Source organism: Janibacter sp. LM (assembly GCF_039631275.1).
GTDB lineage: Bacteria > Actinomycetota > Actinomycetes > Actinomycetales > Dermatophilaceae > Janibacter > Janibacter terrae.
The window spans coordinates 17303-39548 of the sequence record NZ_JBDIVG010000007.1 but is presented as its reverse complement, the minus strand read 5'-3'; the positions used below and the strand labels follow the sequence as shown (position 1 = coordinate 39548).

Here is a 22246-nt window from a genome sequence, read left to right as displayed (position 1 = left end):
AGGAGACCCGCCCCTTACACAGACAATCTGACACCCCCGTCCAACCCGCCGACCCGGTCGGTGACCCGCCCTCCCGGGCCGGAGGTCAGCACCTCGTCACGGGCGACCCCCAGCAGGATCCCCAGGTCCTCCTCGAGGAGGACCGGGTCGGCGACCCGGCGCACCGACTCGTGGAAGCGCACCAGCTGGTCGGCCTTGCCCAACGGCAGACGGCCCTCGGAGACCGCGGCCCGCACCTCCTGCGTGGCCGGGCCTGCCGATGCCACCCGCACCACCTGCGCGACGTGCTGGGTCGAGGGGCGGGGCGCGCGGCGCCCTTCGTTGACCCCGACCCAGTCGTGCGCCGACCACGACGACTCGCCCGGCAGGCCCCGGCAGATGCCCTCGGCGACCAGCGCGACCTCGGCCGACTCCAGCAACTGACGCGCCTGCCCGATCGCCGACAACGCGTCCGCGATCTGCCCGTCAGCGGCCTGCCAGGCCGTGGACTCATCCGTGTACAGCAGCGCGCGCACCGCGTCCCGCAGGCCCGTCACGAGGCCCCGATCGCGGTACTGCACGTCCCCCACTGACATGACTCGATCATATGTTCGATGACCCGCGTCACAGTGGACCGACACGCCGTCATCTCCCCGGGAACCACGCGCGGACTGTCTGCTACTCGCCGTTGGCGGTCTCGTCGATCCAGTCGACGGCCTCGTCGGTCAGCTGGGTCTCCCCCTCACGGGATCCCCCCCGCCCACCAGCGCGGGTCTCGCTGTCCTGCAGTGACAGTCAAGATCTCGCTCAAGATGTCACCGGGAAGCGGTTCGCCGTTGTGCTCGATGAGCCACGTCTGGGTCGAGGTGGCGAGGCCCGGCCAGACCTGGGACATGTCCATGCTGCTGATGCTTCCGGCGCGGGGTCGATGACGCAACAGCGTGGTCATCCGCGGGGCGAGCGACTCCGCGTAGGCACGGCCACCGGTCACCGGTCACGAGCACTACCCTGCGGGCATGAGCGAAGTCAGCGCGCCCGAGCAGGAGGTCGTGGGGATCTGCCGCGACCTGCTGCGCATCGACACGAGCAACTACGGCCCCGGCCAGGAGGGTCCGGGGGAGCGCGAGGCGGCCGACTACGTCGTCGCGCAGCTGCGCGAGGTGGGGCTGGAGCCGCAGGTCTTCGAGTCCGAGCCCGGTCGCACCACCGTGAGCGTGCGCATCGCCGGCGCCGACCGCGACCGGGGCGCCCTGTGCATCCACGGGCACCTCGACGTCGTGCCCGCCAACGCCGAGGACTGGAGCGTCCCCCCCTTCGACGGCCTGGAACGCGACGGCTGCCTCTGGGGTCGCGGCGCGGTCGACATGAAGGACATGGTCGCGATGATGCTCGCGACCGTCCGCCACCTCGCGCGGACGGGGACGGTCCCGCCGCGCGACCTCCTGTTCGTCTTCTTCGCCGACGAGGAGGCCGGGGGAGTCCTCGGCAGCCAGTTCATGGTGCGGGAGCACCCGGAGGTCTTCGAGGGCGTCACCGAGGCGATCAGCGAGGTCGGCGGGTACAGCGTCACCGTCGAGGACGCGAAGGGAGAGCCTCGCCGCGCCTACCTCCTCCAGACCGCGGAGAAGGGCATCGCCTGGCTCCACCTCGAGGCCAGGGGCACGGCCGGCCACGGCTCGGTCCCCACGTCCGACAACCCGATCGTCCATCTCGCCGAGGCCATCTCGCGGATCAACGCGCACAAGTGGCCCCGTGAGTTCATCGTCTCCGTGCGCGGCCTCCTTGACGGTCTCGCCGACCTCACCGGCGTCGGGTACAGCGACGAGGACGCCGAGGCGCTGCTCGAGCGCATCGGTCCCGCAGCGGGATTCGTCCGCGGCGCGCTCCAGGACACGGCCAACGTGACGATGCTCGAGGCCGGCTACAAGCACAATGTCGTCCCGCAGTCGGCGTCCGCCGCTCTCGACTGCCGCTTCCTGCCCGGGCACGAGGACGAGCTCATGCAGACCATCCGCGACCTGGCGGGGGAGCACGTCGAGGTCGTCGTCGACCACAAGGACATCTCCCTCGACGCGCCCTTCGAGGGCGAGCTGGTCGACCGGATGCGCGCAGCCCTCCTCGCCGAGGACCCGGAGGCGACGATCCTGCCGTACTGCCTCTCGGGCGGCACGGACAACAAGGCCCTGTCGACGATGGGGGTGACCGGCTACGGGTTCGCGCCCCTGCGCCTGCCCGCCGACCTCGACTTCGCGCCGATGTTCCACGGGATCGACGAGCGGGTCCCGCTGGAGTCCCTCGAGTTCGGCGCCCGGGTGCTCTGGCGCCTCGTCGAGGACTGCTGACTCAGCGGTTGGGCAGCGCCGGCGGGCGCGGCACGCGGATGATCTTGCGACGTAACCAGGCCTTCTGCATCCCGTCGATGTAGACGACGGTGCGGTGCAGCTCCCAGTGGCCGTACTCGGCGTGATCGGTCAGCTCCTGACGGATCGCGGCACGCGCGGCACCCCGCGGGAAGTGGATGGTGCGGAACTCGTACTCGGGCATCGATGTCATTGTGGCCCATGGGATACCGTCATGCCCATGAGCGACCCGCGCCCCGCACTGAACCAGCTGATCGCCGCCTTCGAGCGTCACCTCGAGGCCTCGGCCCAGCGCCGTGGCGAGGATGACCCCACCGTCGTCGCCGCCTACGAGGACCTCGCCGATGCCTTCGAGGCCTACGACGACGCCCTCCACGACGCGACGGGGGAGATGACGCCCCTCGTGGTCGTCGACGAGCAGTTCATGGTCGACGAGGACGAAGAGGACGACGGGTCCGACGACGACTCGGACAACGACTCGTCGGATGACGACTACGACGACGACGAGGACGAGCAGTCCTACTCGGGCCTGGACGACGAGGAGTACGACGCGGAGGACTCGCGCCGCTGAGCGGCGTCTCCCCGAGCCTGGCTCAGAGCCAGCCGGAGCGGCGGAAGAGCCGGTACAGCCCGACGCACACGAGCACCATGGCCAGCACGGCGGTCGGGTAGCCGTAGTGGATCTCTCGGCCGCCGATGAGCGCGGTCGCCGACAGCTCGGGCATGCCCTCGAAGTTCATGCCGTAGACGCCGGCGATCATCGTCGGGAAGGCGAGCATCGCGGCCCACGCGGAGATCTTGCGCATGTCCTGGTTCTGCTGCACGCCGACCTGCGCCAGATGGGCGCTGAGCACGTCCGAGAGCAACCGGTCCTGGGACTCGGTGTTGTCGATGACGAGCGACAGGTGGTCGTTGACGTCACGGAAGCGCAGGCGCAGCTCCTCGGTGGGCAGGGGAGTGGTGGTGCCGACGAGGTGCGACAGGGGCCTGGCCAGCGGCAGCGCCGCCCGCTTGAACTCGAGCACCTCTCGCTTGAGCGCGTAGATCTCCTCCGTCGACACCCGGCCGTCGTCGGGTGAGAAGACCCCCGTCTCGATGTCATCGAGGTCGGTCTGGATCTCGTCCTCGATCTCGAGGTACTGGTCGACGACGAAGTCGATGATCGCGTGGAAGACGCCCCACGGGCCGTGCCGCAAGGACTCCCGGTCGTGCTGCTCGAGACGGGTGCGCAGCCCGGCGAGCGGGCTGGCCTCGCCGCGCCGGATCGTCACGATGTAGTCGGGCCCGATGAAGACCATGATCTCTCCGGACTCGACGTCGGAGGTCTCCTCGATGTATCGCAGGGGCCGCAGCACGACGAAGTGCCCGTCGCCGTAGCGCTCGACCTTGGGCCGCTGGTCGCCCGTCACCGAGTCCTCGATGGCGAGCGGGTGGAGGCCGAGCTCCTCGGAGACCCGCGCGAAGCTCTCGCTCGAGGGGTCCCGCATGCCGATCCACAGGAAGTCCTCGTCCTCGCCCGCCACGAGCCCGCCCCGACGGGAGCGGATCTCGGCGAGGGTGTCGCTGATGTCCTCGCAGGGCAGGCGCTGCCCGTCGCGGTACCGGGCCTGGTCGACGATCACCGCAGCATCCTGTCAGGCGAGGCCTAGGGTGGGGGCCGTGGCGTACTGCATCCTCATCCGGCACGGGCGCTCGACCGCCAACACCCAGGGGGTCCTCGCGGGGTGGACCGAGGGCGTCGCCCTCGACGAGACCGGGCGGGAGCAGGCCGAGCGGCTGGTGACGCGCCTGGGGGAGACCGCTGTCGTCCACCTGGCGACCAGCCCACTGCAACGCTGCCGCGAGACCGCGGACCCGCTGCTCGCCGCCCACGGACTCACCGCGCAGGTCCACGAGGGCCTCGGCGAGTGCCGGTACGGCTCGTGGACCGGCCGCGCGCTCAAGGACCTCGTGGACGAGCCGCTGTGGCGGGTCGTGCAGGACCGCCCGAGCGAGGCCACCTTCCCCGACGGCGAGACCCACGTCGGCGAGTCGATCGCTGCGATGGCCGCACGCGCGGTCGCGGCGGTGCGGGAGATCGACGCGGCGGTGACGGCCGAGCACGGCGAGCACGCGGTGTGGGCCGCGGTGAGCCACGGTGACGTCATCAAGGCGATCCTCGCCGAGGCCGTCGCGACTCCCCTCGACGACTTCCAGCGCCTGCACGTCGACCCGGCGTCCATCTCGGTCGTCCGGTACACGTCGACGCGGCCGATGCTGCTGCGCAGCAACGACACCGGCAGCTCCGTACTGACCCCGCCGCGGCCGAAGGGGGACACCCCGGCGAGCGGGGACGCGGCGGTCGGGGGCGGAGCGGGACTAGGGTCGACGTCATGATCGTCGTCGACTTCGACCCCCCGGAGCGCTTCGTGCTGGGCACCGTGGGCCCGCCCGGGCAGCGCGCCTTCTTCCTCCAGGCCAGCGACAGCACGCGCCGTCTGCAGATCTCCCTCGAGAAGCTGCACGCGCAGATCCTCGCCGAGCGCATCGGAGAGCTGCTCGACCAGGTCGCGGGTCTCGAGGCCACGGTCGCGGCCGCCGCGGAGGCCGCGGACAACGCCCCCCTGGACACCCCGATCTCGGAGGACTTCCGGGTGAGCGCGTTGGCGCTGTCCTGGGACGAGGAGCGTCACGTCGTCGTCATCGAGGCGCACGACCACGATCCCGACGAGCCCGAGGACGAGGGCCCGACGGGGGAGCGGAAGTCGATGCGCGTCTCCCTCCCGCCGGCGCAGGCACGGGCCTTCGCCCGTCGCTGCGAGACGATCGTGCGGGCCGGCCGCCCCTCCTGCCCCTTCTGCGGCGGTCCGCTCGACCCGGACGGCCACATCTGCCCCCGAGCCAATGGCTACAAGCGCTGACGAGGTGACGTCGCCCCCTTCGCTCGGTGACGGGGAGCTCGTCGTCCTCGGTCGGCACCCGCTGGCCAGCAATGTCGTGCTCGTCGCCGAGGTCCGTGCCCCCGGCGTCGTCCCGGTCACCGTCGCCTACAAGCCTGTCGACGGCGAGCGCGAGCTGTGGGACTTCCCCGACGGCTCACTCGCGGCCCGCGAGGTGGCGGCCTGGCACATCGACGACCTCGGTGGTTTCGGGCTCGTGCCGGAGACGGTCTGGCGGGACGGACCCGTCGGCCCGGGCTCGGTGCAGCGGTGGATCGGCGAGGCGAGCAGCCTGTGCCCGAGCCCCGTCACGGTCACGCCACCTGATGACGTCCCCGCCGGGCACCTCGTGGTCCTGGAGGGCGAGGACGCAGGGGGTGCCCCACTCGTGCTCTCCCATCCCGACGACCCCCGCCTGCGGTCCATGGCCGTGCTCGACGCCGTGCTCAACAACTCCGACCGCAAGGGCGGCCACATCCTCGAGCACGACGGACGGCTGTGGGGCATCGACCACGGCGTCGGGCTGCACGCCGACCCCAAGCTGCGGACCGTGCTGTGGGGCTGGGCCGGTGAGCCCATCCCGGCGGCGGACGTCGAGCGGCTGCACCGGCTGACGGAGGCCCTCGACGAGCCGGAGGTGGGGGCCGAGCTCGGCCTGCTGCTCACCCCGCTCGAGGTGGACGCCCTGCGCGAGCGGGTCGAGCACCTGCTCGCCACCGGCACCCACCCGGGGCCGACCCACGGCTGGCCCTCGATCCCGTGGCCGCCGCTGTGACAGGCACCTCGTAGGCTGTCCGCGTGAGAGCCTGGCCGACCCCTTCCCTGCCCGTTGTCCCCGGTGAGCCCATCGCCCTTCGTCTGTACGACGTCGCCAGGGAGGCCGTGGCACCGGTCGAGCCCGAGGGTCCCGCGCGCGTCTACGTCTGCGGTGTCACCCCGTACGACACGACGCACATGGGCCACGCCGCGACCTACGTGACCTTCGACCTCGTCGGGCGCGCGCTGCGTGACGGTGGCCGCGAGGTGGTCTACGTGCAGAACGTCACGGACGTCGACGACCCGCTCTTCGAGCGCGCGGCCCGCGACGCCCTCGACTGGCGCGAGCTCGGGCAGGCGCAGATCGCGCTCTTCCTCGAGGACATGACCGCGCTCGGGGTCATCCCGCCGGACCACTTCATGGGTGTCATGGAGTCGATGCCGACGATCATCGCCTCGGTGCAGGCCCTCGTGGAGCGCGGCGTGACCTACGAGGTCGTCGAGGACGGGGCGCGTGACACCTACCTCGACCTCGCGGCGGCCGGTGGGCTCGGCGAGCTCAGCCACCTCGACCGCGACACGATGCTCGTCTATTCGGCCGAGCGCGGGGGCGACCCCCAGCGGCCCGGCAAGCGCGACCCCCTCGACCCCTTGCTGTGGCGCGGGGAGCGCGACGGCGAGCCGGCCTGGGAGGCAGGCGGTCTCGGCCGCGGACGCCCGGGCTGGCACATCGAGTGCACGGCCATCGCCATGGAGCACCTCGGTGACCACTTGGACGTGCAGGGTGGGGGCACTGACCTCGTCTTCCCTCACCACGAGATGTCCGTGGTGCAGGCCGAGGCGCTCACGGAGGAGCGGCCCTTCGCCCGGCACACCGCGCACCAGGCGATGGTCGCCTACGACGGCGAGAAGATGAGCAAGTCCAAGGGCAACCTCGTGCGCGTCTCGACGCTGCGCACCGAGGGCGTCGACCCGATGGCGATCCGGCTCGTCCTGCTCGACCACCACTACCGCGGCGAGTGGGAGTGGACCGACGAGGTGCTGACGGCCGGCCAGGAGCGGCTCGACCTGTGGCGCTCGGGGATGTCCACCGACGGTGGGCCCGACGCCTGCGCGACGATCGCCGCCGTGCGTGCGGCCCTGGCCGACGACCTCGACGCGCCCACCGCGCTGCGGGCCGTCGACGCGTGGTGCCGGGAGTCCCTGTCCGCCGAGGGCACGGTGCGCGCGGCCCCCGGCGAGCTCGCGCGTGCGGTCGACGCGCTCCTGGGCATCCGCCTGTAGCCGGCTCGAGGTGGTACCGACCGTCTAGCCGGTCGGTACCACCTCGACCCGAGCGAAGGGGGTCAGCTCGGCCCGTTGGTCTCGTCGCCGCGGCGGCGCAGGTAGCGCTCGAACTCCTTGGCGATCGCGTCCCCGCTCGCCTCCGGCAGCTCGCTGGTGTCCTGGGCGCTCTCGAGCGCGGAGACGTACTCGGCGACCTCCTCGTCGGTGCTCGCCAGCTCGTCGACCCCGCGCTCCCACGCGCGGGACTCCTCCTCGAGGTCGCCGTGCTCGATGACGGTGTCGAGCAGGTCCTCGAGCTGGATGAGCAGCGCGAGCGAGGCCTTGGGGCAGGGCACCTGGGCGGCGTAGTGCGGCACCGCCGCCCAGACGGCGACGGAGACCATCTCGGCCTGGGTCGCGCCGTCGGCCACGACGCCGGTGATGCCGGTCGGCCCCTCGTAGCGCGAGGGCTCGAGCTCGTAGGTGTAGGCGGTGGCCTCGTCGTCCGTCGAGCACGTGATGGGGATGGGGCGGGTGTGGGCGACGTCCGCGAGGAGGGCACCGAGCGTGATGACCGTGCCCACGCCGTTGGCCGCGGCGAGGTCGAGGATCTCGGTGGTGAAGGCCCGCCAGCGGAAGGAGGGCTCGATGCCGGTGACGAGCAGGACGTCGCGGCCGAGGCTGTCGGGGGAGGCGAGCAGGATCCGCGTGGTGTTCCAGTGGATGCCTCGGCCCATGCCCTGGTTGGTCACGCGCGGGCGCGTGACCTGGAAGTCGTAGTAGTCCTCCGGGTCGATGGCCGCGACCGTCTCGGCGTCCCAGATGTCCGCGAGGTGCTCGATGACACGGGAGGCGGCCTCGCCCGCGTCGTTCCAGCCCTCGAAGGCACAGATCATCACCGGGTCGTGCAGCTCGGGCAGGTCCTCGATCTCGATCACATCGGTCAGCCTACGTCGGCCCCAGCGAGGGCTGGTGGGCACCGAGGCGAAGGGGAGCGCCTCACCCCGCGGTCCTCGCCTGCTCCCGGATCCAGTCGCTGGCCGAGCGCGGCGTGATGCCCCGCTCGCGGAGCGGGCCGTCGTCCCACGTCACCGGCCGGAGGTCCTGCATCAACCCGGTGCCGAGGATCGTCGCCATCGCGGGGCTGGTAGACGAACCTCTCGACGCCAGCGTTCTCTGCGGCCTCGACCAGCGACGCCATCCCAAGCTCGTCCGCTTCGTGGATGCTGGGATGCTTGCTGCCCGCGAGCACCCTGGCGATCGCGGTGGCCGACGCCACCACGGTGTGCACCCCCTCGCACGCCACCGCGAGGCTCGCGGGATCGGCGAGGTCCCCGCGGACGACGTCGGCGCCCCACTCACGAAGTCGCGGCGCCTCGGTGCCCGGACGGACCAGACACCGGACCGGATGGTCACCCTCACGCAGCCGCTGGACGACGCGGCTCCCCAGCTCTCCTGACGCACCAACCACGAGGATCATCGCCGAACTCCCTTCGAGCCGGGCACCGGGTAGAGGTCCGACCTTCCATCATCCTCGGGCACCCGCCGGAGGGCAACGGTGGCAGGTCAGGCAGGCACGAACCGGCCACCGCATACTGGGTGCGGATGGTCGCAAGCCGCTGTGAGGAGAACATCCTGAACATGTCCGATTCGACACTCCCGTCAGGCCAGCAGGCCGGCGGCCCGCCACGCACCCCGACGGCCGTCCTGTGGGACATGGACGGCACCCTCGTCGACACCGAGCCCTACTGGATGCTCGCCGAGCACGAGCTCGTCGAGGAGTTCGGCGGGACGTGGACCCACGAGCTGGGGCTGCAGCTCGTCGGCAACCCGCTGCTCGTGTCCGCGCAGTTCATCCTCGACAACTCGCCGGTCGACCTGCCGGCCGAGGAGGTCGTGCTGCGCCTGCAGTCGCGCGTCGTCGACCAGATCGCGGCGGCGGTGCCGTGGCGACCCGGCGCGCGAGAGCTGCTCGCCGCCTGTCGTGCGGAGGGCGTGCCCTGCGCCCTGGTGACGATGTCCTGGACCGACCTCGCGCGAGCCGTCGTCGACGCGACCGAGCCGGGGTCCTTCGCGGTGGTGGTGACGGGCGACCTGGTGACGCACGGCAAGCCGCACCCGGAGCCCTACGAGCGGGCCCTGCGCGAGCTCGGGGTCGAGGCCGCCGGCTGCGTGGCCCTCGAGGACTCGCCGACCGGCGTCCGCTCGGCGGTCGCCGCCGGCGTCCCCACGCTCGCCATCCCGCACCACGTCGAGATCCCCGAGATCCCGGGGGCCGTGCCGGTGCCGGGACTGGCCGGGGTCACCCCCTTCGACCTGCTGCCGCTCGCGCGCCTCGCGACGCCGGCCGAACCCGCATTCCCCTAGGGCAATGCAGTCTCCGGGGTGATGATCTCGATCGTCTCGGGCAGCTCGGGTGGGGTGCCCCCGAAGGCGGGGCAGAGGGGCTTGAAGTCGCACCACCCGCACAGCCGGGACGGGTTGGGCCGGAAGTCCCGGGCGGCGACGGCCTGCTCGATCGCGCCCCACACGGCACGGACGTTGCGCTCGAGCGCGAGGAGGTCGGCCTCGTCCGGGACGTACCGGATGATCGTGCCGTCCTTGAGGTAGACCAGCTGCAGCAGGTCGGGGACACGCCCGGTGCGGCGCCAGAGCACCAGGCCGTAGAACTTCATCTGGAAGAGGGCCTTGCCCTCGAAGCCCGGCCCCGGCGTGCGGCCCGTTTTGTAGTCGACGACCCGCACCTGGCCGGTGGGCGCGATGTCGACCCGGTCGATGATGCCGCGCAGCACCAGGCCCTCGACCTCGGTCTCGACCTTGACCTCACGTTGAGCAGGCTCGAGCCTCGATGGGTCCTCGAGGGTGAACCATCGGTCGACGAGCTGCTCGGCCGCGGCGAACCACGCCTCCTCGGTGAGCGTCGCGTCGTCCGCCAGCATGTCGGCGAGCTCCGGCCGCTCGTCGACGAGGGCCGCCCAGCGGCCGGGGACGAGCGCACGCGCCGCCTCGGGGGTGCGCTCGGCCGCCGGCAGCTCGAAGATCTCCTCGAGCACGGCGTGCACGAGCGTCCCGCGTGCCGCTGCCGGCGAGGGAGCCTCGTCGAGGCGGTCGATCGTGCGGAAGCGGAACTTCAGCGGGCACTGCTTGAAGTCGGCCGCTCGCGACGGGGAGAGCGCCGCCCTCACTCGGTGGAGTAGCCGAGGTTGGGTCCGAGCCAGCGCTCGGCCTCGCGCATCGTCCAGCCCTTGCGCTCGGCGTAGTCCTCGACCTGGTCCTTGCCGAGGCGACCCACGACGAAGTACTGGCTGTCCGGGTGGCCGAGGTACCAGCCGGACACGGCAGCCCCCGGCCACATCGCCATGCCCTCGGTGAGCTCGATGCCGATCTCGTCGACGTCGAGGAGCGACCACAGCGTCTTCTTCTCGGTGTGGTCGGGGCATGCCGGGTAGCCCGGTGCCGGGCGGATGCCGTCGTAGGTCTCCTTGATGAGCTCCTTGTTGTCGAGGGACTCGTCCGGCGCGTACCCCCAGAACTCGGTGCGCACCCGCTCGTGCAGCCGCTCGGCGAAGGCCTCGGCGAAGCGGTCGGCCAGCGCCTCGAGCAGGATCGCGTTGTAGTCGTCGTGGTCGGCCTTGAACTCGGCGATCTTCTCCTGGGCGCCGATGCCACCGGTGACGGCGAAGGCGCCCATCCAGTCCTTGATGCCGGTCTCCTTGGGGGCGACGAAGTCGGCGAGGCTGCGGTTGGGCACACCGGCGCGGTGCTTGCCCTGCTGGCGGAGCATGTGCAGGGTGTGGGCGACCTCGGAGCGCGACTCGTCGGTGTAGATCTCGATGTCGTCGCCGACGGAGTTGGCGGGGAAGAGGCCCATGACGCCCTTCGCCGTGAGCCACTTCTCCTCGATGATCCGGTCCAGCATCACCTGGGCCTCGTCGTAGAGCTTGCGCGCGACCTCACCCGTGGCCGGGTTGTTGAGGATGTCGGGGAAGGAGCCCTTGAGCTCCCAGGCGTTGAAGAAGGGCTGCCAGTCGAAGTACTCGCGCAGCTCGGCGAGGTCGTAGTCCTCGAAGACGAGCCGCGTCGGGGTGATCCCGGCGAGGTGGGGCTGCTCGGCGCCCCAGTCGATCGGGGTGCGCGCGGCGGCCGCCTCCTCGTAGGTGAGCATCGGCCGGTCATCGCGCTTGGCGGCGTGCCGGCGCCGCAGCGCCTCGTAGTCGGCGGCGACCTCGTCGAGCAGTTTGGTCTTGCCGGTGGCGCTCAGCAGCTGGCTGACGACCGGCACGGAGCGCGACGCGTCCTTGACCCAGATGACCGGCCCCTCGTACTGCTGGTCGACCTTGACGGCGGTGTGCGCGCGCGAGGTCGTCGCCCCGCCGAGCAGCAGCGGGATGTCGAAGCCCTGCCGCTGCATCTCGGAGGCCACCCCGACCATCTCGTCGAGCGAGGGCGTGATGAGCCCGGACAGGCCGATGACGTCGGCGTCGTGCTCCTTGGCCGTCTCGAGGATCTTCTGCGTCGGGACCATGACGCCGAGGTCGATGACGTCGTAGTTGTTGCACTGCAGGACCACGCCGACGATGTTCTTGCCGATGTCGTGCACGTCGCCCTTGACGGTGGCCATGACGATCAGGCCCTTGGACCGGGACTGGTCGCCGGGCTGCTTCGACGCCTCGATGTAGGGGATGAGGTGCGCGACGGCCTTCTTCATGACGCGTGCGGACTTCACGACCTGCGGGAGGAACATCTTGCCCTCGCCGAAGAGGTCGCCCACGACCCCCATCCCGTCCATGAGGGGACCCTCGATGACCTCCAGCGGCTGGCCACCCGCGGCCTCGATCTCCTGGCGCAGCGCCTCGGTGTCCTCGACGACCCAGGTATCGATCCCCTTGACGAGGGAGTGCGTGATGCGTTCGCGAAGGGGGAACCCGCGCCACTCCTGCGTGGCTTCCTCGACCTTCTCGCCGTTGCCGCGGTGCTGCTCGGCGATCTCGAGCAGGCGTTCGGTGGAGTCCGGGTGCCGGTTGAGCACGACGTCCTCGATCCGCTCGCGCAGGTCGGCGTCGAGGGTGTCGTAGGGGACCAGGGCGCCGGCGTTGACGATGCCCATGTCCATGCCCGCGTTGATGGCGTGGTACAGGAAGACCGAGTGGATCGCCTCGCGGACCGGGTTGTTGCCGCGGAAGCTGAAGGAGACGTTGGAGACACCGCCCGAGACGAGGACGTGCGGCAGGTTGTCCTTGATCCAGCGGGTCGCCTCGATGAAGTCGGTGCCGTAGGCGGCGTGCTCCTCGATGCCCGTCGCCAGGGCGAAGATGTTGGGGTCGAAGACGATGTCCTCAGCCGGGTAGCCGACCTCCTCGGTGAGGATCGTGTAGGCCCGCTGCGCGATCTCCTTGCGGCGCTCGAGGTTGTCGGCCTGGCCCTCCTCGTCGAAGCCCATGACGACGATCGCCGCGCCGTACTTGCGGCACAGGCGGGCCTGCTCGACGAAGGGCTCGACGCCCTCCTTCATCGAGATCGAGTTGACGATCGGCTTGCCCTGGGTGCGCTTCAGGCCGGTCTCGATGACCTCCCACTTGCTCGAGTCGATCATCAGCGGGACCCGCGAGATGTCCGGCTCGGAGCCGACGAGGTTGACGAAGGTGCCCATGGCGGCGACGCCGTCGAGCATGCCCTCGTCCATGTTGATGTCGATGACCTGCGCGCCGCTCTCCACCTGCTGGGCGGCGACCGCCAGCGCGGCCGGGTAGTCGTCGGCCTCGATGAGCTTGCGGAACCTCGCGGAGCCCGTGACATTGGTCCGCTCGCCGACGTTGACGAAGAGCGAGTCACCAGTGACATTGAAGGGCTCCAGGCCGGAGAGGCGCAGGGCCGGCTCGACCTCGACCGGGACGTGCGGGGAGGCGGCGGCCGCCCCCTTCGCGATCGCCGCGATGTGCTCCGGGGTGGAGCCGCAGCACCCACCGAGCAGGTTGACCAGGCCCGACGTCGCGAACTCCGCGACGAGCGAGGCCATGTACTCGGGGTCCTGGTCGTACTCGCCGAAGGCGTTGGGCAGGCCGGCGTTGGGGTACGCGGAGATGAAGGTGTCGGCGACCCGGCCCATCTCGGCGACGTACTGCCGCAGCTCCTCCGCGCCGAGCGCGCAGTTGAGGCCGACGGCCAGCGGGCGGGCGTGGCGCACGGAGTTCCAGAAGGCCTCGGTCGTCTGCCCGGTGAGGGTGCGTCCGGAGGCGTCGGTGATCGTGCCGGAGACGATGACCGGCCAGCGCCGGCCGTGCTGCTCGAAGAGCGTCTCGAGCGCGAAGATCGCGGCCTTGGCGTTCAGCGTGTCGAAGATCGTCTCGATGATGAGCACATCGACGCCACCCTCGACGAGGCCCTCGGCCTGCTCGAGGTAGGCGGCGACGAGCTCGTCGAAGGTGACATTGCGCTTGCCCGGGTCGTTGACGTCGGGGGAGATGGACGCGGTCCGGTTGGTCGGGCCGAGCGCGCCCATGACCCACCGCGGCCGTGAGGGGTCCTTGGCCATGTACTCGTCGGCGGCCGCGCGGGCGAGGCGCGCGGCCTCGACGTTCATCTCCCGGGCGAGGTCCTCCATGCCGTAGTCGGCCATGGAGATGCGCTGGGCGTTGAAGGTGTTGGTCTCGATGAGGTCCGCGCCGGCCTCGAGGTACTCGCGGTGCAGGCCGGTGATCAGCTCGGGCTGGGTCAGGACGAGCAGGTCGTTGTTGCCCCTGAGGTCGCTGCCCCAGTCGGCGAAACGCTCCCCGCGGAACTCCTCCTCCGACAGCCCCTGCCGCTGGATCATCGTCCCCATCGCCCCGTCCATGATGAGGACGCGCTCGCGGAGCGCCTCCTCGAGGACGGGGGTGGCGTCGGGGCGGATGGCGGTGTCGGTCACCAGATGATCCTGTCGCAGAGGGCGTGGTGGACAACTGCCATTATCACCATCCGGTCCGCTCGCCTAGGGTCTGGGCATGGCCGAGACACCGCAGGACCACCCCAGGGGCATCCGCCTGGCCACGATCTCGTCGGTCCCGGTCTACCTCGGCTGGTCCTGGCTGCTCATGGGCGCGCTCGTCGTCTTCCTCGTGGGCCCGTCGACCGCGCGGACCTACGGCGCCGTGACCGGGTACTCCGTCGCGGTCGTCTACGCCCTCGCCCTGCTGGCGAGCGTCCTCGTCCACGAGGCGGCCCACGCGGTGACCGCCCGCTCCTTCGGCCACACGGTGCACCGGGTGGTGGCGGACCTCTGGGGCGGGCACACCGCCTTCGAGGCGTCGCGGGCGACGCCGCTGACCGCGGCGGCCATCGCCGTGGTCGGGCCGTTGAGCAACGCGGTCGTCGCCGTCGTCTGCTTCGGCGTCTCGGCCGTGCTGGGCTCGGGGCTGACGGCCAGCGTCATCGGGGGCATCGCCTTCGTCAACGGCGCGCTCGCGGTGCTCAACATGCTGCCCGGACTGCCGCTCGACGGCGGCCAGGTCGTGGAGGCCGTCGTGTGGGGGGTCACCAAGGACCAGGGGCGTGCCCGGGTCGTCGCGGGATACCTGGGCCGCGGGCTCGTCATCGCCGTCGTCGTGGCGGTCGTCGGCGTCCCCCTGGTGCGCGGCCAGTCCCCGGACCTCACGACGATCCTGTGGACCGCGCTCGTCGCCTCCTTCCTCTGGTCGGGGGCGACCCAGGCGATCGGTCACGGCCGCGCACTCGGCGTCGTCGGCGGGCTCGACGTGCCCGCGCTCCTCGAGCCGGTCGCGGCCATCGCGGCCGATCGTCCGGTCGGCGAGCTGTCCTCCCTTCGCGCCCTGCCCGTCGTCGTCGACGCGCACGGAGCCCCGGTCGGCCTCATCGACCACGACGCACTGCGGGCCGTCCCCCCGGGCGCGATCGACTCCACGCCCGTCTCCGCGGTCACCACCCGGGGCCCCGACGGCTGGGCGGTGGACCTGACTCCCGGACGGGAGGCGATGGAGCTCGTCACCGCCTTCCAGGAGTCGCGCTCGCGGGTCGTCGCGGTGAGCGAAGGGGGAGTCCTGCGGGGCATCGTCCGGGTCGAGCGGGTCAACGCCGCCCTCGCGCGCAACTAGACTCGCGCACCATGACCGCCACCGGATCCGCCTACCGCCGCGGCCCCTTCCGTGAGGGGGACCGGGTGCAGCTCACCGACCCCAAGGGCCGGATGCACACGATCACCCTGACCCCGGGCAAGCAGTTCCACACCCACCGGGGGCACGTGAAGCACGACGACCTCATCGGGTCGCCCGACGGCTCCACGATCACCAACACCGCCGGGACCGAGTACCTGGCCCTGCGGCCGCTGCTGTCCGACTACGTCATGTCGATGCCCCGTGGTGCGGCGGTCGTCTACCCCAAGGACGCCGGCCAGATCGTGACGATGGCCGACGTCTTCCCCGGCGCGACCGTCGTCGAGGCCGGGGTGGGTTCCGGCGCCCTGTCGATGTCGCTGCTGCGCGCGGTGGGGGAGAGCGGCGCGGTCCACTCCTTCGAGCGCCGCGCCGACTTCGCGGAGATCGCCAGGGCGAACGCTCGCGCCTTCTTCGGCGAGGACCACCCGGCCTGGACCGTCACCGTCGGTGACCTCGTCGAGTCGCTGCCCGACGCGGTCGAGCCCGGCACCGTCGACCGGGTCGTCCTGGACATGCTCGCCCCGTGGGAGTGCCTCGAGGTCGTCGCCGAGGCGCTCGCGCCCGGCGGCGTGCTCATCTGCTACGTCGCCACGGCCACCCAGCTGAGCAAGGTCGCCGAGGCCATGCGCGACTTCGGGACCTTCACCGAGCCGGAGGCGTGGGAGTCGCTCGTGCGCGGCTGGCACCTCGAGGGGCTCGCCGTCCGCCCGCAGCACCGCATGCACGGCCACACCGGGTTCCTCATCACGACCCGCCGCCTGGCCCCCGGCGTCACCCCGCCGATGCGCAAGCGCCGTCCCGGCAAGGGCTACGCCGCGCAGGAGGAGGGCGGCGAGCCGGACGCTCCGCCGGCCGAGCCGCAGCCCGGCGCGGACGACGCCGAGTGGACCCCCGAGGCGCTCGGTGAGCGCGTCGCGTCGGAGAAGAAGATGCGCAAGCTCGCCCGAGGCGTGGTCCCCCCTTCGCCCCGCTGAGCCGGAAGGGGGAGACTGGGGGAGAGCCGAAGGGAGCACTGCCGATGACCACCGAACCCAGCCCCCAGGATGCACGCGCCCTGCAGGACAAGCTGACCCAGCAGAAGTCGCAGATGGCGAGCGTCGCCTCGCAGAACGAGCGCCTCGTGCGCACCCTCAAGGACGCGCGCCAGCAGATCGTCACGCTCCGTGAGGAGATCGAGCGACTGGCCCAGCCCCCTTCGTCGTACGCGGTGATCGTCGACGTCCACGCGGAGGACAGCACGGTCGACGTGCTCTCCGGCGGCCGCAAGATGCACGTCGCCGTCTCCCCGGCGGTCGAGGCGGCCGAGCTCGGTGTCGGCCGCGAGGTGCGCCTCAACGAGGCGATGAACGTCGTGTCCGTGCACGCGGAGGACGTCGCCGGCGAGGTGGTCGTCGTCAAGGAGGTCCTCGACGAGGACCGGCTGCTCGTGCTCATGCGCCAGGACGAGGAGCGCGTCGTGCGTCGCGGCTCCCGGGTGACCGGCAAGCAGGTGCGCGTCGGTGACGCCGTGCTCGTGGACCAGCGCAGCAACATCGCGGTCGAGCGGATCCCGCGGGCAGAGGTCGCCGACCTCGTGCTCGAGGAGGTCCCCGACCTCGGCTACGACGACATCGGGGGCCTGAGCGCGCAGATCGAGGCGATCCGCGACAGCGTCGAGCTGCCCTATCTGCACGCGGAGCTCTACGAGCGCCACAAGCTCAAGGCGCCGAAGGGGGTCCTGCTCTACGGCCCTCCCGGCAACGGCAAGACGATGATCGCCAAGGCGGTCGCGGCGTCGTTGGCGCGCAAGGTCGCCGAGCGCACCGGTCAGGAGAGTGCCACCGCGTACTTCCTCAACATCAAGGGACCGGAGCTGCTCAACAAGTACGTCGGCGAGACCGAGCGGCACATCCGGCTGATCTTCCACCGCGCCCGCGAGAAGTCGAGCGACGGCACGCCCGTCGTCGTCTTCTTCGACGAGATGGACAGCCTCTTCCGCACCCGCGGCTCGGGCGTCTCCTCCGACGTGGAGACGACGATCGTGCCTCAGCTGCTTGCGGAGATCGACGGCGTCGAGGGCCTGGACAACGTCATCGTCATCGGGGCGACCAACCGTGAGGACATGATCGACCCGGCCATCCTGCGCCCCGGACGCCTCGACGTGAAGATCAAGATCGAGCGCCCCGACGCCGAGGGTGCGCGCGACATCTTCAGCAAGTACCTGACCCCCGACCTGCCGCTGCACCCCGAGGACCTCGAGGAGCACGACGGTGACGCGCAGGCCACCGTCGACGGCATGATCGAGGCCGTCGTCGAGCGGATGTACGCGGAGTCGGCGGAGAACCAGTTCCTCGAGGTCACCTACCAGGGTGGCGACAAGGAGGTCCTCTACTTCAAGGACTTCAACTCCGGGGCGATGATCCAGAACATCGTCGACCGGGCGAAGAAGGCGGCGATCAAGGACTTCCTCGGCACGCAGGTCGAGGGCCTGCGCGTCGAGCATCTCCTCGACGCATGCATCGCCGAGTTCAAGGAGAACGAGGACCTGCCCAACACGACCAACCCGGACGACTGGGCGAAGATCTCGGGCAAGAAGGGCGAGCGGATCGTCTACATCCGCACGCTCATCGGCGGCAAGACCGGCGCTGCCGAGCCGGGGCGCTCGATCGACACGGGCTCGCGGACCGGCCAGTATCTCTGAGCCGAGCGGGCCGCAGGTCGCTCACCCGATGAGGTGGCTCAGTCGCCCTCGGGGGAGCGTGGCTGCCGGATGCCGAGCTCGTCGACGACACGGTCCCGCTCGGACGGCGGCACGACGCCACGGCCGTGGGTCTCGTCGCGCGGGCCGCTCAGCCGCTCCAGGTCGAGCGGGTCGCCGACGCGGGTGTGCTCGACCGGGACCCGTCCTCGCCCCCCGGAGCGGCGCAGGGGCCGGGGACCGGGGTCGGGACGACGGCGGTCGATCGCCCACAGCACCGCCCGCCAGCCGAGCAGGGTCACGCCGAGGAAGAGCGTCGCCACGACGACGAAGGGCAGGGCCGTGCCCTGACCCGCCATGTCCCGCAGGGCCATGCCCCCGAAGACCGTCGAGACCCACACCGGGAGCCCGTGCCAGAGCCGCGTCGGCCATGCGCGGCTCGTGAGCAGCACGACGGTCCAGCCAATCGCGAGGCCCCCTAGGAAGGGCCAGGCCGTGTCCCACCAACCCGCCGGTTCCAGCGGCTCGTCGTGAGTGCGCCGCCCGACGAGGGTGAAGACGGCGACGACGAGCAGGTCGAGCCCGGCGGCGAGGGCGGCGCGCCGGCCGGGTTCGCCCAGGGGCTCGTCGCGGTCACGCACCCAAGGCACCCCCCACGAGGTGCCGACGGATCTCGGTGACCAGCTCGTGCCGGCTCTGAGCGCCCGCCCGGGCCACCCCGGGGAAGCTCGCGAAGCCGTGCGGCAGACCTAGGTAGTTGGTCAGCCGCACCTCCACGCCTGCCTCGCGCAGGGCCTGCGCGTAGCGCAGCCCGTCGTCACGGATCGGGTCGAGGTCCGCGGTCTGCACGAGTGCCGGCGCGACCCCGCTGACGTCACCGAAGAGCGGCGAGACGACCGGGTCCTGGTGCCCCACGGCGTCGTCCGCGTCCCCGATGTAGTGGGCGCGGAAGGCGAGGACCTTGGCCTCGGTGAGGATCGCGCCCTCCGAGTGCTCCCGGATCGACGGGGAGGCCATCGTCAGGTCCGTGGCCGGGTAGATCAGTGCCTGGTGGCGGATCACCGGCTCGCCGTCGGCGGTGCGCAGGTCGCGCAGCTCCTGCGCGACGACCGCGCTGAGGTTGCCCCCGGCGGAGTCGCCGCACAGCCCGATCCGGTCGCGGTCGATGCCGTGATCACCCACCTCGTGGAGCCAGCGGACGACGTCGATCGCGTCGTGCGCGGCGACCGGCGCGCGGTGCTCGGGCGCCATCCGGTAGTCGACGCTCACGACGACGATCCCGAGCTCGGCGGCCAGGTGCGTGCACAGCGGGTCGTACATCCTCGTCGAGCCCTGGACCCACCCGCCACCGTGGAGGAAGACGAGGACGGGGGAGGCCCCCTTCGTCCCCGCGGGTGTGTACCAGCGAAGGGGGATGCTCGCCCCGTCGCGGACCGGCGCGCTGCCGTCGTCGACGGCGACGGACGGGTCGACGCGACCGGTGATCCAGGAGAACGGCGGCCGCGTGGGGTACACCTTGGCGCGGGCCGCCTCGATGTCCGCCTGGGAGGCGTCGACGATCGAGACCCGGGCGACGTTGTCGAGGAAGGTCGTCAGGGCCGCGACGAGCGGCGGGAGGCCGGGGTAGGGGCGCTTCACGGGGTCTCCTCGTGCAGGTGGTGGCGGATCTCGGCGACCAGCTCCTCGAGCGCCGGGTGGGCGGCGGGCGCGAACCCCGGGAAGGTGATGAACCCGTGCGGCGCACCGCGGTAGGTCGTGTGGCGCACCTCGACGCCGGCGGCGGCGAGCGCCTGCGCGTACGCCGCACCGTCGGGACGAAGGGGGTCGTGCTCGGCCGTCTGGACGAGCGCCGGGGGCAGGCCGGCCAGGTCGCCGAGGGCGGGGGAGATGAGCGGGTCGCGGTCGTCGCCCTCCTCGCCGAGGTAGAGCCCGCGGAAGGAGCGCGCCATCGCGGGCGTCAGCAGGACGTAGCGCCGGTCCAGCTCCTGGAGCGCCTCCTCCTCTCGGTCGGTGAGGTCGGGTGCGGGGTAGACCAGGGCCTGGTGGCGCAGGCCGGTGACGCCCTCGTCCCGCAGCTGCTGGGCGACGGCCGCGGCGAGGTTGCCGCCGGCGGAGTCCCCGGTGACGCCGACCGCGTCGCGGCGGGCGCCGATCTCGGCCGCGTGGTCGAGGGCCCAGTGGGTCGCGTCGAGGCAGTCGTGGATCGCGAGCGGCGCCCGGTGCTCGGGTGCCATGCGGTAGGCCACCGTGACGACCACGACGCGGGCGCGGTCAGCGACCGCCGTGCACCACGGGTCGTAGACCCCGATGTTGCCCAGGACGAACCCGCCGCCGTGGAAGTGCAGGAGCAGCGGCAGCGGGCCGTCCGCGTCGTCGGGCCGGTGGACCCGGATCTCCAGCTCGTACCCGTCGCGCGCGGTGATCCGGCGGGACGTCGACGTCACCCCGGGGGTGGGCCGGCCGAGCACCCACGTGTAGGGCGCGCGCATCGGCACGCTGGCGCGCATCCGGGCCAGGTGGGCCGGTGTCATCTGGTCGGCGGTCACGGCGGAGCGGGTCAGCCGGTCGAGGAACCGCGTCCGCCAAGGCATCCACGTCTTCGTCACGAGGCCATTCCAGCACGTCGGCCTAGGGTGAGGTCATGAGCGTGCGGCGGGTCATGGGTATCGAGACGGAGTACGGGATCGCGGTGCCCGGGCAGCCGTGGGCCAACCCGATGGCGGCATCCGGGGACGTGGTGACGACCTACGCGCGGGCGCACGGCCTGCGCGCCGGGCACGGGGCGTGGGACTACAGCGACGAGCACCCGCTCGTGGACGCGCGCGGCTTCGAGATGCCGCGCGCCCGCGCCGACATCTCCCAGCTCACCGACGCCGAGGACCCGACCCTGGCCAACGTCGTCCTCGTCAACGGCGCGCGCCTGTACGTCGACCACGCCCACCCGGAGTACTCCTCTCCCGAGGTGACCTCCCCGCGCGACGCGCTCGTGTGGGACCGGGCCGGCGAGCTCGTCATGTGCGAGGTCGTCGAGCGGCTGGCCGACCGCGAGCCGGGGATCAACCTCTACAAGAACAACACCGACGGCAAGGGCGCCTCCTACGGCACCCACGAGAACTACCTCGTGGCGCGCGCGACCCCCTTCGACCGGATCGTCTCGGGGCTCACCCCCTTCTTCGTGGCGCGACAGGTGATGTGCGGCGCCGGCCGCGTCGGCATCGGCCAGGAGAGCGAGCGGTCGGGCTACCAGATCGCCTCCCGCAGCGACTTCTTCGAGGCCGCGGTGGGTCTCGAGACGACCTTCAAGCGACCGATCATCAACACCCGCGACGAGCCGCACGCCGACCCCGACACGTGGCGCCGGCTGCACGTGATCATCGGCGACGCCAACCAGGCCGACGTCGCGGGCCTCGTCAAGCTCGGGTCCACCTCGCTCGTGCTGCGCCTCATCGAGGCCGGCGAGATCGGGGGTGACCTCGAGGTCCTCCACCCCGTCGAGTCCCTCAAGGTGATCTCCCACGACCCGACCTGCCGGGCGACGGTGCGGCTGCGCGACGGGCGCGAGCTGACCGCCGTGCAGATCCTCGGCGAGTACCTCGAGCGGGCCAGGGGATTCGTCGAGCGCGAAGGGAGCGACCCTTCCACCGACGAGGTCCTCGCGCACTGGGAGCGACTCCTCGGGCTGCTCGGCGGCGACCCGATGGACGCCGCGGCCGACATCGACTGGGTCGCCAAGCTCGCTCTCCTGCAGCGCTACCGGGACCGCGACGGGCTCGCGTGGGACGACCACCGGCTGCGGGCCATCGACATCCAGTGGTCCGACGTGCGCCCGGCCAAGGGCCTGCACCACCGGCTCGAGGCCGCCGGCCGGATCACCCGGCTGACGACGGACGCGGAGGTCGCGGCGGCGGTGACCACGCCGCCGGCCGACACGCGGGCCTGGCTGCGCGGCCGGGTCGTCGAGGAGTTCGGCGACCGGGTCGTCTCGGCGTCGTGGGACTCGCTCGTCGTGCGCCTGCCGCGGGCCGGGCGGGTCGCCCGGATCTCCCTCCTCGACCCGCTGGCCCACGGCCGCGGCGACACGGAGTCGCTCGTCTCCGCCGGCGACATCGACGACCTCGTGGCCGCCCTCGGGGCATAGGCTCG

At 71.7% G+C, this 22246-nt stretch carries 21 protein-coding genes; 11 read left to right on the top strand and 10 right to left on the bottom strand.

Annotation, left to right across the window (positions count from 1 at the left end):
• Window positions 1-14 precede the first annotated feature (14 nt).
• Window positions 15-575, bottom strand: coding sequence for a hypothetical protein (locus ABC138_RS05410; protein ID WP_345912958.1), 561 nt, complete (start codon window positions 573-575; stop codon window positions 15-17).
• 420 nt (window positions 576-995) lie between these two features.
• On the opposite strand from ABC138_RS05410, the gene ABC138_RS05405 reads away from it, so the two are divergent.
• Window positions 996-2321 (top strand): M20/M25/M40 family metallo-hydrolase, encoded by a 1326-nt coding sequence (locus tag ABC138_RS05405; RefSeq protein WP_345912957.1) that lies wholly within the window; start codon window positions 996-998, stop codon window positions 2319-2321.
• Window position 2322: 1 nt separating this feature from the next.
• On the opposite strand, the gene ABC138_RS05400 is transcribed toward ABC138_RS05405, so the two are convergent.
• Window positions 2323-2523, bottom strand: coding sequence for a DUF5703 family protein (locus ABC138_RS05400; RefSeq protein WP_345912956.1), 201 nt, complete (start codon window positions 2521-2523; stop codon window positions 2323-2325).
• Window positions 2524-2553: 30 nt separating this feature from the next.
• Here ABC138_RS05400 and ABC138_RS05395 point away from each other — a divergent pair, with 30 nt between their 5' ends.
• Entirely contained in the window at window positions 2554-2910 is a 357-nt protein-coding gene (locus tag ABC138_RS05395) for a primosomal protein (protein ID WP_068421425.1), read from the top strand.
• A gap of 22 nt (window positions 2911-2932) precedes the next feature.
• Here the strand turns inward: ABC138_RS05395 and ABC138_RS05390 are convergent, their stop codons facing one another.
• On the bottom strand, window positions 2933-3961 hold the full coding sequence (locus ABC138_RS05390) for a magnesium and cobalt transport protein CorA (RefSeq protein ID WP_068421428.1): 1029 nt from the start codon (window positions 3959-3961) through the stop codon (window positions 2933-2935).
• 37 nt (window positions 3962-3998) lie between these two features.
• On the opposite strand from ABC138_RS05390, the gene ABC138_RS05385 reads away from it, so the two are divergent.
• Genes ABC138_RS05385 through mshC form a run of 4 tightly spaced genes read left to right on the top strand, consistent with a single transcriptional unit; the run spans window position 3999 to window position 7297 of the window.
• The gene (locus ABC138_RS05385) at window positions 3999-4715 is read left to right on the top strand and encodes an MSMEG_4193 family putative phosphomutase (protein ID WP_345912955.1); all 717 of its coding nucleotides are present in this window, start codon (window positions 3999-4001) and stop codon (window positions 4713-4715) included.
• Window positions 4712-5239: a DUF3090 domain-containing protein gene (locus ABC138_RS05380; protein WP_345912954.1), complete on the top strand. Its 528-nt coding sequence runs from the start codon at window positions 4712-4714 to the stop codon at window positions 5237-5239. Before ABC138_RS05385 ends, ABC138_RS05380 begins: the two co-directional genes overlap by 4 nt.
• Before the next feature lie 4 nt (window positions 5240-5243).
• A complete protein-coding gene (locus ABC138_RS05375; RefSeq protein WP_345912953.1) occupies window positions 5244-6032 on the top strand; it encodes an SCO1664 family protein in 789 nt (262 codons plus the stop codon).
• 23 nt (window positions 6033-6055) lie between these two features.
• Window positions 6056-7297, top strand: a complete 1242-nt coding sequence (gene mshC / locus ABC138_RS05370; protein WP_345912952.1) for a cysteine--1-D-myo-inosityl 2-amino-2-deoxy-alpha-D-glucopyranoside ligase — start codon at window positions 6056-6058, stop codon at window positions 7295-7297.
• A gap of 62 nt (window positions 7298-7359) precedes the next feature.
• On the opposite strand, the gene ABC138_RS05365 is transcribed toward mshC, so the two are convergent.
• Window positions 7360-8217 carry a PAC2 family protein gene (locus ABC138_RS05365; protein ID WP_068324047.1) on the bottom strand — a complete coding sequence of 286 codons (858 nt, stop codon included), beginning with the start codon at window positions 8215-8217 and terminating at the stop codon, window positions 7360-7362.
• 61 nt (window positions 8218-8278) lie between these two features.
• Window positions 8279-8416, bottom strand: a complete 138-nt coding sequence (locus ABC138_RS05360) for a hypothetical protein (protein ID WP_345912951.1) — start codon at window positions 8414-8416, stop codon at window positions 8279-8281.
• Between the two features lie 504 nt (window positions 8417-8920).
• Between ABC138_RS05360 and ABC138_RS05355 the strand changes: the two genes are divergently transcribed.
• The gene (locus ABC138_RS05355; RefSeq protein ID WP_345912950.1) at window positions 8921-9646 is read left to right on the top strand and encodes an HAD family phosphatase; all 726 of its coding nucleotides are present in this window, start codon (window positions 8921-8923) and stop codon (window positions 9644-9646) included.
• Here ABC138_RS05355 and ABC138_RS05350 read toward each other — a convergent pair.
• Window positions 9643-10464: a PD-(D/E)XK nuclease family protein gene (locus ABC138_RS05350; protein WP_068324058.1), complete on the bottom strand. Its 822-nt coding sequence runs from the start codon at window positions 10462-10464 to the stop codon at window positions 9643-9645. The two genes, ABC138_RS05355 and ABC138_RS05350, sit on opposite strands and share 4 nt — an antisense overlap.
• Window positions 10461-14111, bottom strand: coding sequence for a methionine synthase (gene metH / locus ABC138_RS05345; protein WP_345912959.1), 3651 nt, complete (start codon window positions 14109-14111; stop codon window positions 10461-10463). Before metH ends, ABC138_RS05350 begins: the two co-directional genes overlap by 4 nt.
• Window positions 14112-14259: 148 nt before the next feature.
• Between metH and ABC138_RS05340 the strand changes: the two genes are divergently transcribed.
• The 3 genes from ABC138_RS05340 to arc are packed head-to-tail and all read left to right on the top strand — an operon-like array spanning window position 14260 to window position 18106.
• The gene (locus ABC138_RS05340; protein ID WP_345912949.1) at window positions 14260-15366 is read left to right on the top strand and encodes a site-2 protease family protein; all 1107 of its coding nucleotides are present in this window, start codon (window positions 14260-14262) and stop codon (window positions 15364-15366) included.
• Between the two features lie 11 nt (window positions 15367-15377).
• Window positions 15378-16400 carry a tRNA (adenine-N1)-methyltransferase gene (locus ABC138_RS05335; RefSeq protein ID WP_345912948.1) on the top strand — a complete coding sequence of 341 codons (1023 nt, stop codon included), beginning with the start codon at window positions 15378-15380 and terminating at the stop codon, window positions 16398-16400.
• Window positions 16401-16444: 44 nt separating this feature from the next.
• Window positions 16445-18106: a proteasome ATPase gene (gene arc, locus ABC138_RS05330; RefSeq protein WP_345912947.1), complete on the top strand. Its 1662-nt coding sequence runs from the start codon at window positions 16445-16447 to the stop codon at window positions 18104-18106.
• Between the two features lie 38 nt (window positions 18107-18144).
• Here the strand turns inward: arc and ABC138_RS05325 are convergent, their stop codons facing one another.
• From ABC138_RS05325 to ABC138_RS05315, 3 genes are read right to left on the bottom strand one after another with little or no spacing between them, the layout of a single operon-like run.
• On the bottom strand, window positions 18145-18744 hold the full coding sequence (locus tag ABC138_RS05325) for a DUF3054 domain-containing protein (RefSeq protein ID WP_218005557.1): 600 nt from the start codon (window positions 18742-18744) through the stop codon (window positions 18145-18147).
• On the bottom strand, window positions 18737-19741 hold the full coding sequence (locus ABC138_RS05320; protein ID WP_068324099.1) for an alpha/beta hydrolase: 1005 nt from the start codon (window positions 19739-19741) through the stop codon (window positions 18737-18739). Before ABC138_RS05320 ends, ABC138_RS05325 begins: the two co-directional genes overlap by 8 nt.
• Window positions 19738-20694: an alpha/beta hydrolase gene (locus tag ABC138_RS05315; protein WP_169701858.1), complete on the bottom strand. Its 957-nt coding sequence runs from the start codon at window positions 20692-20694 to the stop codon at window positions 19738-19740. Before ABC138_RS05315 ends, ABC138_RS05320 begins: the two co-directional genes overlap by 4 nt.
• A gap of 50 nt (window positions 20695-20744) precedes the next feature.
• Between ABC138_RS05315 and dop the strand changes: the two genes are divergently transcribed.
• Window positions 20745-22241 (top strand): depupylase/deamidase Dop, encoded by a 1497-nt coding sequence (gene dop / locus ABC138_RS05310; RefSeq protein ID WP_068324120.1) that lies wholly within the window; start codon window positions 20745-20747, stop codon window positions 22239-22241.
• The last annotated feature ends 5 nt before the right edge of the window (window positions 22242-22246 follow it).

Bases quoted from the DNA above. Each gene is read 5' to 3' on its own strand.
- ABC138_RS05410 (WP_345912958.1), bottom strand. From the start codon at position 575: ATGTCAGTGGGGGACGTGCAGTACCGCGATCGGGGCCTCGTGACGGGC.
- ABC138_RS05405 (WP_345912957.1), top strand. From the start codon at position 996: ATGAGCGAAGTCAGCGCGCCCGAGCAGGAGGTCGTGGGGATCTGCCGC.
- ABC138_RS05400 (WP_345912956.1), bottom strand. From the start codon at position 2,523: ATGCCCGAGTACGAGTTCCGCACCATCCACTTCCCGCGGGGTGCCGCG.
- ABC138_RS05395 (WP_068421425.1), top strand. From the start codon at position 2,554: ATGCCCATGAGCGACCCGCGCCCCGCACTGAACCAGCTGATCGCCGCC.
- ABC138_RS05380 (WP_345912954.1), top strand. From the start codon at position 4,712: ATGATCGTCGTCGACTTCGACCCCCCGGAGCGCTTCGTGCTGGGCACC.
- ABC138_RS05360 (WP_345912951.1), bottom strand. From the start codon at position 8,416: ATGGCGACGATCCTCGGCACCGGGTTGATGCAGGACCTCCGGCCGGTG.
- ABC138_RS05355 (WP_345912950.1), top strand. From the start codon at position 8,921: ATGTCCGATTCGACACTCCCGTCAGGCCAGCAGGCCGGCGGCCCGCCA.
- metH (WP_345912959.1), bottom strand. From the start codon at position 14,111: ATGGACGGGGCGATGGGGACGATGATCCAGCGGCAGGGGCTGTCGGAG.
- ABC138_RS05340 (WP_345912949.1), top strand. From the start codon at position 14,260: ATGGCCGAGACACCGCAGGACCACCCCAGGGGCATCCGCCTGGCCACG.
- ABC138_RS05335 (WP_345912948.1), top strand. From the start codon at position 15,378: ATGACCGCCACCGGATCCGCCTACCGCCGCGGCCCCTTCCGTGAGGGG.
- arc (WP_345912947.1), top strand. From the start codon at position 16,445: ATGACCACCGAACCCAGCCCCCAGGATGCACGCGCCCTGCAGGACAAG.
- ABC138_RS05315 (WP_169701858.1), bottom strand. From the start codon at position 20,694: ATGCCTTGGCGGACGCGGTTCCTCGACCGGCTGACCCGCTCCGCCGTG.
- dop (WP_068324120.1), top strand. From the start codon at position 20,745: ATGAGCGTGCGGCGGGTCATGGGTATCGAGACGGAGTACGGGATCGCG.